Origin of the sequence: Paenarthrobacter sp. NPDC057981 (assembly GCF_042886835.1) — a bacterium.
Taxonomy (GTDB): domain Bacteria; phylum Actinomycetota; class Actinomycetes; order Actinomycetales; family Micrococcaceae; genus Arthrobacter.
The window spans coordinates 1-1534 of record NZ_JBHVQI010000053.1; the positions used below are offsets into that span (position 1 = coordinate 1).

At 49.8% G+C, this 1534-nt stretch carries 1 rRNA gene; it reads left to right on the forward strand.

What is annotated here, in order from left to right:
• Positions 1-551: 551 nt before the first annotated feature.
• Positions 552-1534 (forward strand): 16S ribosomal RNA (locus ACFVSI_RS22060); the annotation flags it as partial.

The window sequence follows — 1534 nt, forward strand, 5'->3', positions numbered from 1 at the left end:
GTGTTGGCGTGGATGATAGGAGTTATATTGCTTGGCGTTATGATTGTTGTGGTTGGGGAACCAGAACGAACGGAGCAGCTAAAGGCGTTGGTCTTGCAATGGGCCGTGATCCTGGGAATTGACTTCATATATAGCTTCAGCTATACCTTCTGGCCTAAGAAGCAGGCAGGGTAAATAGAGATACTGAATACCTAGTATATAGTAAATAAATGAATGTATGATTCTACCTTATTATTAATTTGCTCAAAAGGGTTGCATATTGGCGAATGCCATGGTATATTATATTTCCGGCCAAGAAATACGGTCGAAACAATCGCTTGAGACAACAAGCCAAAATGAATTTGAAAAATAAATTCAAAAAAAGCTTGCAATGAACGAGCGGGTGTGATAAGATATAAGAGTTGCTAACGAGATAAAATGTTGGCGACAAACGAAGAAGTTGATCTTTGAAAACTGAACAACGAGTGAGTAAAACGGACCACTTAGGTGGAACGTTGAAATAGAGAATTGAACAAATTCTCGTCAGTTAAGAAATGAGCAAGTCAAACACTTTATTGGAGAGTTTGATCCTGGCTCAGGACGAACGCTGGCGGCGTGCCTAATACATGCAAGTCGAGCGGACTTGATGGAGTGCTTGCACTCCTGAGAGTTAGCGGCGGACGGGTGAGTAACACGTAGGCAACCTGCCCTCGAGACTGGGATAACTACCGGAAACGGTAGCTAATACCGGATAATTTATTTCACAGCATTGTGGAATAATGAAAGACGGAGCAATCTGTCACTTGGGGATGGGCCTGCGGCGCATTAGCTAGTTGGTGGGGTAATGGCTCACCAAGGCGACGATGCGTAGCCGACCTGAGAGGGTGAACGGCCACACTGGGACTGAGACACGGCCCAGACTCCTACGGGAGGCAGCAGTAGGGAATCTTCCGCAATGGGCGAAAGCCTGACGGAGCAACGCCGCGTGAGTGATGAAGGTTTTCGGATCGTAAAGCTCTGTTGCCAAGGAAGAACGTCTTCTAGAGTAACTGCTAGGAGAGTGACGGTACTTGAGAAGAAAGCCCCGGCTAACTACGTGCCAGCAGCCGCGGTAATACGTAGGGCGCAAGCGTTGTCCGGAATTATTGGGCGTAAAGAGCTCGTAGGCGGCTTGTCACGTCGGTTGTGAAAGCCCGGGGCTTAACCCCGGGTCTGCATTCGATACGGGCTAGCTAGAGTGTGGTAGGGGAGATCGGAATTCCTGGTGTAGCGGTGAAATGCGCAGATATCAGGAGGAACACCGGTGGCGAAGGCGGATCTCTGGGCCATTACTGACGCTGAGGAGCGAAAGCGTGGGGAGCGAACAGGATTAGATACCCTGGTAGTCCACGCCGTAAACGTTGGGAACTAGGTGTTGGCGACATTCCACGTCGTCGGTGCCGCAGCTAACGCATTAAGTTCCCCGCCTGGGGAGTACGGCCGCAAGGCTAAAACTCAAAGGAATTGACGGGGGCCCGCACAAGCGGCGGAGCATGCGGATTAATTCGATGCAACG